Annotated in this window: 8 protein-coding genes; 4 read left to right on the top strand and 4 right to left on the bottom strand. The window is 70.9% G+C overall.

Annotated features, from left to right (window positions below; all coding sequences use genetic code 11):
- Positions 1-144: 144 nt before the first annotated feature.
- Together AC08ON_RS12865 and AC08ON_RS12860 are read left to right on the top strand one after the other, a co-directional pair.
- Positions 145-960, top strand: coding sequence for an urease accessory protein UreF (locus AC08ON_RS12865; protein WP_476617051.1), 816 nt, complete (start codon positions 145-147; stop codon positions 958-960).
- A 346-nt stretch (positions 961-1306) separates the two neighbouring features.
- Entirely contained in the window at positions 1307-2083 is a 777-nt protein-coding gene (locus AC08ON_RS12860; protein ID WP_476617050.1) for an urease accessory protein UreD, read from the top strand.
- A 232-nt stretch (positions 2084-2315) separates the two neighbouring features.
- Here AC08ON_RS12860 and AC08ON_RS12855 read toward each other — a convergent pair whose 3' ends face one another.
- Complete coding sequence (locus tag AC08ON_RS12855; protein ID WP_476617052.1) at positions 2316-3926, bottom strand: glycosyltransferase; 1611 nt, start codon at positions 3924-3926, stop codon at positions 2316-2318.
- Positions 3927-4246: 320 nt separating this feature from the next.
- Between AC08ON_RS12855 and AC08ON_RS12850 the strand changes: the two genes are divergently transcribed.
- Entirely contained in the window at positions 4247-4924 is a 678-nt protein-coding gene (locus tag AC08ON_RS12850) for a TetR/AcrR family transcriptional regulator (protein WP_476606653.1), read from the top strand.
- Positions 4925-5119: 195 nt separating this feature from the next.
- Here AC08ON_RS12850 and hpnH read toward each other — a convergent pair whose 3' ends face one another.
- Both hpnH and AC08ON_RS12840 read right to left on the bottom strand, forming a co-directional pair.
- Positions 5120-6124 (bottom strand): adenosyl-hopene transferase HpnH, encoded by a 1005-nt coding sequence (hpnH, locus tag AC08ON_RS12845; RefSeq protein ID WP_011435280.1) that lies wholly within the window; start codon positions 6122-6124, stop codon positions 5120-5122.
- Positions 6125-6437: 313 nt separating this feature from the next.
- Positions 6438-7013, bottom strand: coding sequence for a PaaI family thioesterase (locus AC08ON_RS12840; RefSeq protein WP_476606654.1), 576 nt, complete (start codon positions 7011-7013; stop codon positions 6438-6440).
- Between the two features lie 59 nt (positions 7014-7072).
- Between AC08ON_RS12840 and AC08ON_RS12835 the strand changes: the two genes are divergently transcribed.
- Entirely contained in the window at positions 7073-7438 is a 366-nt protein-coding gene (locus tag AC08ON_RS12835; protein ID WP_476606655.1) for a winged helix-turn-helix transcriptional regulator, read from the top strand.
- 86 nt (positions 7439-7524) lie between these two features.
- Here AC08ON_RS12835 and ispH read toward each other — a convergent pair.
- The coding region (gene ispH, locus AC08ON_RS12830) for a 4-hydroxy-3-methylbut-2-enyl diphosphate reductase (protein ID WP_476617049.1) at positions 7525-8933 on the bottom strand (1409 nt) is incomplete at its 5' end.

Genomic DNA, 8933 nt, shown 5'->3' with positions numbered 1-8933 from the left:
AAACGACAAGCTGAGTGTTCCGACGGTTCTTACCGCGGCTGTCACTGCGTATCCAGAGGCTTCCAGGTCCGATGAATTTTCCGGGCCCGATGAATGTAAACGCCACAGCGGTTCGGATACGGACTAACGCCGGGAGCGGCTACGGTGACGATTGAGGGCGATACCGCACGGGACGGCGGGATCGAGGACGTGGCTGGTCCGACCGGGCGATCCGGACGGCGGGCGACGCTGCTGGTCCTCGCGGACGGCCGGATGCCCACGGGAGGTCACGCCCACTCGGGCGGTGTTGAAGCAGCGGTGACGGACGGGAGTCTGGCGAACCTGTCCGATCTGGCGGCCTTCCTCGTCGGACGGCTCACCACGACCGGCCTGGTCGCCGCGGCCTTCGCGGCCGCGGCCTGCCGGGCCGGCACGCAGCCGGGTCCCGCGACGCGGGCGCCACACGCCGACCACGTCCCCACCGCATCCGTCACACCCGCCACCATCGCCACACCCGCCACACCCGCCACACCCGCCACCATCGCCACCTTGGACGCCGAGCTTGACGCCCGGATACCCTCCCCCGCCCAACGCGACGCGAGCCGGGCTCAGGGACGCACGCTGCTGCGAGCGGGCCGGGCCGCCTGGCCCGTGCCGCCCGGTCCACGTGCACCGCACCACCCGTGCGCATTAGGCATGGTCGCCGCGGGCGCGGGCCTGCGTCCCTCGGACGCCGCCCTGGTCGCCGCCCACACCACGGTCACCGGACCCGCGACCGCCGCGACCCGCCTGATGGGGCTGGACCCCTTGGCCGTCACCGCCGTGCTCGCCCGGCTCGCCGACGAGGTCGAGGCGATCGCGCTGGCCGGCGCGGAGGCTTCCCGACGCCCGCCCCGGCTGCTGCCCGCCGTCACCGGTATCCGCCTCGATCTCCTGGCCGAACGGCACCGCACCACGGCGCTACGGATGTTCACGTCCTGACCGGTGCCCGCCGACTCGTCGTCATCGGTCCCAGACCCGGCCCGTCGGCTACTCGGCCGATCGCGATCGCGCGGCGCCGGGTGGACCCGCGGGCGCCGGCCGATCCCGTCGCCCCCGGCTGGCACCATGGCAGCCATGAGACGGGGGGTCATCCTGGGCGGGGTCGCGGCCGGGCCGGAGGGCCCCCTCGTCACGGCCGCCCGAACGGGCCGCACGGGCACGGACCGTCATCCGGGTCGAATCGGCTCCGGACGGCACGGCGAGGCTCATCGAGTTGCGCTCCGACGTGCCGATCGTCCTGCGCCAGACCGGAGCATCCCCTGGTCGGACCAGGGCCTCGTCTACGGTGCCCGCGCTGTCCGCGGACGCGCTGCCGACCGCGACGGTTCACCTGGTCAACGCGGCCGCCGGACCGCTGGCGGGTGATGATCTGGGACTCGACATCTCCGTCGGCAGCGGGGCGCGCCTGGTGGTGCGTTCGGTGGCCGCGACGATGGCCCTGCCCGGTCACGGGCCCGGGCCGTCCCGCTTCACCGTGTCGGCACGGGTGGCCCCGGGTGGCGCGCTGGACTTCGCGCCGGAGCCGACCGTCGCGGCGCGGGGCTCGGACCATCTCCTGGTGACCGATGTGCACCTGGCGACCACGGCCTGGCTACGGCTGCGCGAGGAGATCGTGCTGGGCCGATTCGGGGAGACGACCGGATCGATACGTAGCACCCTGCGGGTGGACGTGGACATGGACGCCCATGCGGAGGTGGATCCGCCATCCGAACCGACCCCCCTGCTGCGCCAGGATCTCGTCCTCGGTCCCCAGCCTGGCCGGACCAGCCCTCCTCGGCTCGGCTCGTGCCGTCGGGTCGCTCCTCGTCGCGGGGCCCGATCCGGTGGGCTCTCCGGCAGCCCGGCGGGAATCCGTGCCGGCAAAGAGGGCGGAATCCGGCGCGCAGGCGGCCGTCGCGGACGGAGTGGCGCTGCTTCCCCTGGCTGGTCCGGGTTATCTCATCTCCGCCCTCGCCGAGAATGCAGTTACTCTCCGACATCGCCTGGAACGAGGGCCGGCTCCTGCCACGGTCTGACTCGGACGCCCAGTCAGGCGCGGGCGGCGGTGCCGTGGAGCCGATAGAACAAGCGCGACCGCCTGTTCGGCGCGGGCCCGGCGGTTACTGTCGGTCCAGGCCGGAGGCCGACCCAGCAGGGCGACGATCTGACTGTCGCGGATGGTGAGGCCGACCGCCAACCGGTCCTGTTCGACTGTCCCGGCCGGGATGGATGACTCGCTCACGCGACGGAGCGTTCCCAGCCACCGCCCTCTACCGACTCGGCCACGGCACCCCGTCCTACCTCGGGACCACCGGCTAGGTCCGGGGCTGATCGGTCGATCCGCCCCGGACCGGCGGCGAGACCGATGACGATGCCGTGACGGGCCACCGCGTAGGGGTGGGCGTCGGTGTGGACGTAGGCGTGGGGGAAGCCGGGGCCACGGCCGGCGCGGGGACCGCCGAGGCTGTCGCCATCACCAGGGGTGTTGCGGGCACCGTGGACGAGGCGGATGGCGAAGCCGATGAGCCGGCGGAGGCCGATGAGCCGGCGGAGTCGGGCGGCCCGGCCACCGAACCCTCACGCCGTTCACCCGGGCCATTCGGATACTCGGGGGTGGCGGCCGGGGCACCGTGATCCTGGTAGGTACGTCCCTTCCAGGCCGCTCCCCGCCCGGCCCGCTTGAGCCGCGCCGAGTCCACCGTCATCGCGAGGTACAGCACGGCCACTCCGGGGAGCAGCAGGGCCAGCGGCAGCGGCTGACAATAGTAGCGGGTCATCGGCAGATAGGTGACAGTCATGATCAACCAAGCGATCCCACCGACGAGAGCCGTGGCGACGTCGCCGGTCACGATGCCCACGATGGTCGCGACCACTGGGATGACAAAGACCAGGCTCAGCCCCAACACGGTCCCGACCAGCAGCGACGGGGAGTGCCGCAACTGCGCATAGGCGCTGCGGGACACCATCTTCCACAGATCCGCGAGCCGCGGATACGGGCGCTGGCTGTGGACCTGCTCGGCGAGTCCGAGCCACGTCCGCCCACCCGAGCGCTTGATGATCCGCGCGATCGCCACGTCGTCGATGACGGCGCCGCGCACCTCCGCCAGTCCACCGGCCGCCGCAAGGGCCTCCCGGCGGATCAGGGAGCATCCGCCTGCCGCGGCGGCCACCCGCGAACCCGGCCGGTTCGACCACCGGAACGGGTACAGCATCGCGAAGAAGTGCACGAAGGCCGGGACGATCAGACGCTCCCAGCCGGTCTGCACCCGTAGCACGGCCATCTGCGACACCATGTCCAGCTTCTGGGAGGTCGCCGACTCGACGAGCGCGGTCAGCGATCCCGGGCGGTGGGAGATGTCCGCGTCGGTGAGGAGCAGGAAGTCGACGTCGCCAGCGCACTCGATGCCCCGCCGCAGCGCCCACAGCTTCCCGGTCCAGCCAGTGGGGGGTTCGGTGGATGTGGTCATGGCCGGCGTCACGTTGGTCTCACCACGCGCGGCGGCCTGTTCCGCCAGGTCCCGGGCAACCTCCGTGGTCCCGTCGGTGGAACCGTCGTCCACCAGGATCAGCTGGACAGGACCGGGATAGTCCTGGGCAAGCAGCGTCGGAAGCGTCACGGAAAGCACGTCGGCCTCGTCCCGAGCCGGCACGACGATCGCCACACTGGGCCAAGCGGTCGGCGCCTGCCGGGATGGCAGGCGCTGATCGGTCCGCCAGAAGAACCCATGGCCGACGGTCAGGTAGAGCCAGGCGAGCAGAGAGGCAACGGCGACCCACAGCAGCACTGTCACAGAAAGTGATACTGCCACGGGCCCCTCAAGGGCGTGCGGGCGCCCCGGGTAATGCGGGGTTACAAGGCTTCCGTCCCGGTCTGGCCGAGCCGGTACGGAGATCTCCCCCCCGAAACTTTCCTGCCGCGCCACCATGAAATCCCAGGCCTCCGGCCGGCGGCGGGGTAGCCGACATGAGCATCGACGATGGTGCCCACCACGCCCCGCGGCAACAATGAGCACCTCCCGTAACCTCACGATCGACAGGAGTGATCGGAGATACCCGGTTGCGACCAGTTGAAAACGAAAAGTGATCGGCGATGCGCGACGAACGGCTGGCGAGGGGGCGAGGCAACAGCCACGGATCGGCGTCCGTCGGCGGTTGCGGGTGCATCGGAGCAGCTTCGTCACGACCAGGCCCGCTCGTGCCGGGACAGTAGTGGGTACAACGGCCTCGGCTACACCATAATCAAGGGGTGACACGAAGCCGTCGTACCGAGCAGACGGCTGACACCCGTCAGGCCCTGATCTCCGCCGCCCGCCGTCGGTTCGCCGAACAGGGGTTCGCCTCCACCGGCACCGAGGAGATCGTCGCCGACGCGCAGGTCACCCGCGGCGCGCTTTATCACCACTTCCGCGACAAGGCCGCGCTGTTTCGCACCGTGATGGAACAGGTCGCGACGGAGGTGGCCGAACAGCTCGTCGCCGGTGAACTTGCTCGGGACGCGGAGCTTCCCAGCGACGCCTGGACGCAGCTCCGGTCCGGGTTCCAGTCCCTGCTCGACATCTCCACCGCGGACAGCGACTTCCAGCGCATTGTCCTCGTCGACGGTCCGGCCGTGCTGGGCAACGACGCCTGGGATACGCTCGTTGAGAAGCACGGCTACCGGCTGCTCTCGGAGTGGCTGGAGCGCGCGATGGCCGAGGACCGCATCGACCCGCTGCCAGTGGTCCCGCTGACCAGGCTGGTCGCTGCCCTGCTGTCGGAGGCGAGCATCTACACCGCCGGCGCCGCGGACCCGGACACCGCCCGCCTCGAGGTCGGCACCGTGCTCGACCGGCTGCTGCGCGGGCTCGGCCGCGGTGGCGATCTCGCCGAGCAGCCGCCGGTCAGTGCCGACGGCGGCGCCGGCTCCCGCGGGACCGCCGGCTAAGGCCGACTGGCGTCGTCAACGCCAGCGAAACCCTGCTCCCGCCGGCCCTGCTCCCGCCGACGCGAGGCGGGGCGGCACAGACGACGACCGCCCCGACCGGGTGAACCCGGTCGGGGCGGCGACCTGCCGTGCCGGACGACGTCACCTGACGGTGACGGTGGCGCCGTGAGCCGACTCAGACCACGATGGGCCAGCTCAGACGCTGCGGGCCGCTCGGATGGACTCCTTGAGGGAACCCATGGTGGCCAGCACCGCGGAGGTCTCATAGCCGCAGTGCGCCATGCAGTTCGCGCACCGCGGGTCCTTGCCACGACCGTAGGCGTCCCAGTCGGTGGTCTCGACGAGCTCCTTGTAGGACGAGACGTACCCGTCGCTCATCAGGTAGCAGGGCTTCTGCCAGCCGAAGAGCGAGTAGCTCGGGATGCCCCACGCGGTGCAGCTGAGCTCCCTCTTACCCTCCAGGAAGTCCAGGAAGACCGGCGAGTGGTTGAGCCGGAACTTCTTGCGCCGGCCGTCCGCGAAGACCTTCGAGAACATCTCGCGGGTCTCCTGGACCCCCAGGAAGTGCTCCTGGTCGGGTGCCTTCTCGTAGGCATAGCCGGGTGAGAGCTGGATCTGGTCGACCTTGAGATCGTCGTTGAGGAACGTCAGGATGTCGATGACGTCCTGCGGGCTGTCGTTGTTGAAGAACGTCGAGTTGGACCCGACCCGGAAGCCCGCGGCCTTCGCCGCGTGGAAGGCACGGACGCACTCGTCGAACGTGCCCTCCTTCTCCACCACCGCGTCGTGCCGCTCACGCAGACCGTCGATGTGCAGGACGAAGGTGAAGTACGGCGACGGGGTGAAGTTCTTGAGCTTCTTCTGGAGCAGCAGCCCGTTCGTGCAGAGGATCACGAACTTCTTGCGCTTGACCAGCTGGTTCACGATCTCGTGGATCTGCGGGTGCATCAGCGGCTCGCCGCCCGCGATCGCGACCACCGGAGCGCCGCATTCCTCCACCGCGGCCAAGGCGTCGTCGACGCTCATCCGCTGCTTGAGCACGGACGCCGGATGCTGGATCTTGCCACATCCAGTGCAGGACAGGTTGCAGGCAAACAGCGGCTCCAGCTCCAGTACGAGCGGGAAGTGCTTGCGACGAAGCAGCTTCTGCTTCGCCAGGTAGGTCCCAATCCGGAGCTGGTACCGCCACTCGACCGCCACGGCTGGCCCCCTCTCGTTAGGTCACCAGTGGATGAGCGATGATCTCTGTATTGACCATACAGCGTGTACGTACAGACTGCATGTGGATCGTCCGATGAACTGCCCCACAAGGGTGTCCGTTAGCCGACCCCGCCGAGTTGCGGACACCGGGAAGACAAGGCCGGGACAGCGCGGACACGGGTTCGGGACAGTCCACGGACGATGTCGGGCCAGCAGCCCGACGACGTGCCCGTGGTCGCATCCGGCCCGGCCGAGCATCGGGTCGGGTCTCCGGCCAGGCCGCGGAATCAGGCCGCGGAATCAGGCCATGGGATCAGGCCGCCTCACCCATGATCAGACAGGTGCTGCTGGCAGTGGCCACGACCTTGCCCTCGTCATCCCGGACGTCTCCCTCGGCGAAAGCCACCCGCCGTCCCGGCCTGGTCACCCAGCCGTGCGCGGTGAGCCGGCTCGGCCGGCCGACGACGACGCGTACCGGCCGCAGGTAATTAACCTTGATCTCGATGGAGGTATACGCCACCGCGGCCGCCAGCGTGGAGTGCACCGCGCAGGCAGTCGCAGTGTCCAGGATCGTGCAGACCAGGCCACCGTGGACGAGGCCGATCGGGTTGTAGGCCGACTCGTCCGGCAGACAGGTGAAGACAACGTCTCCCGGCGCGACCTCGACCGGCCGGAAGTCGAACAGGCGGGAGATCGGGGGCGGCGGAATGCGCCCGTCACGCATCGCGGACAGGAACTCCAACCCGCTCAGCGACGCCGCCGCCGCGGCGACCGGCAGCGGGTCGTGCCAGGTGATCGTCTTGCTCCGCGGCTCGCCCCAGGCAGCCGGGTCGTGCAGGTGGCCTGAGGCGGATTCGGGCCGCGCGGATTCGGGCTCAGTCGTGGTCATGCCCGCAGCCTAGACCGGCTGCATTCAGGATACGTACCCAGTATCGGTAGGATGCACCGATGCAGGAATCGTCCGACGGCCCGCAGGCCTGTCCGATCGCGCGGACGCTGGAGGTCGTGGGTGAGCGCTGGTCCCTGCTGGTCATCCGGGAGATCACGCTGGGGGTCCACCGCTTCGAGGGCATCCGGGCCGGCACCGGGGCGCCCCGAGCCGTGCTGGCCGAGCGGCTGCGGGCGCTGGAGCGCGCGGGGGTGCTGGAGCGTCAGCCGTACCAGGAGGCGGGCGCTCGGTCCCGGCACGAGTACCGGCTGACGTCCGCCGGCCGGGACCTGGCACCGGTCCTGCTGGCCCTGCGCCGGTGGGGTGAGCGGCACGCCGCACCGACCCGGCCGCCCGCGGCCGATCGCGGCGCCGCATCCGGCTGAACCGAACCCCACCGTGCCGCCCGGGCGACGCCACCGGCTTCGCCCTCGCCGAGCCGCACCTCGGGACCGCCCGGGAGCCGGGCGCACTATGGCCCTGGAACGGGCGCCGGGGCCGGTTGGCGCAGTTCCTTGGGCAGGTGGAAGGCGAGCGTCTCGGTGCCGACGGAACGCACCGAGACGTCCGTTGCGCCGAGACCCGACAACGCGGTCAGGAGCTCGTCGACGAGGGACGGCGGGGCCGAGGCGCCGGCCGAGATGCCGATCGTGTCCACGCCGGCAAGCCAGGACAGATGCACGTCCCCGACGTCCCCGACCAGATGCGCCTCGACGCCGTCGCGCCTGCTCACCTCGACGAGCCGCACGGAGTTCGCGCTGTTGGCCGAGCCGACGACGAGGACGAGCTGGGCCTCCTCGGCAACCTTGCGGACCGCGTTCTGCCGGTTCGAGGTCGCGTAGCAGATATCGGTGGAGCCCGGCCCGACGATCGCCGGGAACCGCTCCGTCAACGCGTCGACGACCTCCGCGGCCTCGTCCAGGGCCAGCGTGGTCTGCATGAGGTAGGTAACGCGCTCGGGATCGGGAACGTCGAGGGAGCCGACGTCGGCCGAGGACTCGACCAGCGTGATGCGGCCGGGCGCCTCGCCGAGGGTTCCGTCCACCTCCTCGTGGCCGGAATGGCCGATGAGCAGCACAGTGTCCCCGCGGGCGGTGAACCGGCGGGCCTCGGTGTGCACCTTCTCCACCAGCGGACAGGTGGCGTCGATAACGGACAGGCCGCGCTCGCCCGCCTGGTCCCAGACGGCCGGGGCCACTCCGTGTGCGGAGAAGACGACCGTCGAGCCGCCGGGCACCTCGTCGAGCTCCTCGACGAAGATCGCTCCACGGCTGGCCAGGTCGGCTACCACGTGGGCGTTGTGCACGATCTGCTTACGGACGTAGACCGGCGCGCCGTAGATCTCCAGGGCGCGCTCGACGACCTCGATCGCCCGTTCGACGCCGGCGCAGAACGCCCGCGGCTCGGCGAGCAGAACCTGGCGACGGCCGACCGCGGCGGCCCACGCCTCGATGGGGCGCCCGAGCGGACGCATCGTGCGCAGACCACGGATTCCGCGGCGGGCCAGGTCGATACGTCCCAGCGGCTGCGCCGCCGTGTCGACGATGACGCGGACGGCGGCGAACGGCACGTCGCCGACTCCCGCCGCCAGCTCCGCGGACTCCATGTCGACGGCAAGGGCCCCGGTCGCGGCGAGTTCCGCGCGGGCCGTGCCGCCGACGAGCCGCGGCACGGTGACGATCGGGCCGACGTGCACGGTGAGCCCGAGCCTGCGCAGGTCGCCGGCCAGCAGGGGCGCGGCCGCGCAACGGCCGGCGACGGTGCCGTCGGCGTTGCGGATCTCGCTGGCCACGACGACGTCACCGGGCTCGATCCCGGCAGCCAGTCCCCCGGAGAGACCGACGAGGGCGACGGCGTCCGGGCCTGTGTCGCGCACCAGCC

The sequence above is a fragment of the Frankia sp. CoWAU3 genome (genome assembly GCF_977971855.1).
Note: the sequence above shows the minus strand (reverse complement) of the source record. Positions and strands in the feature narration are given on the sequence as shown.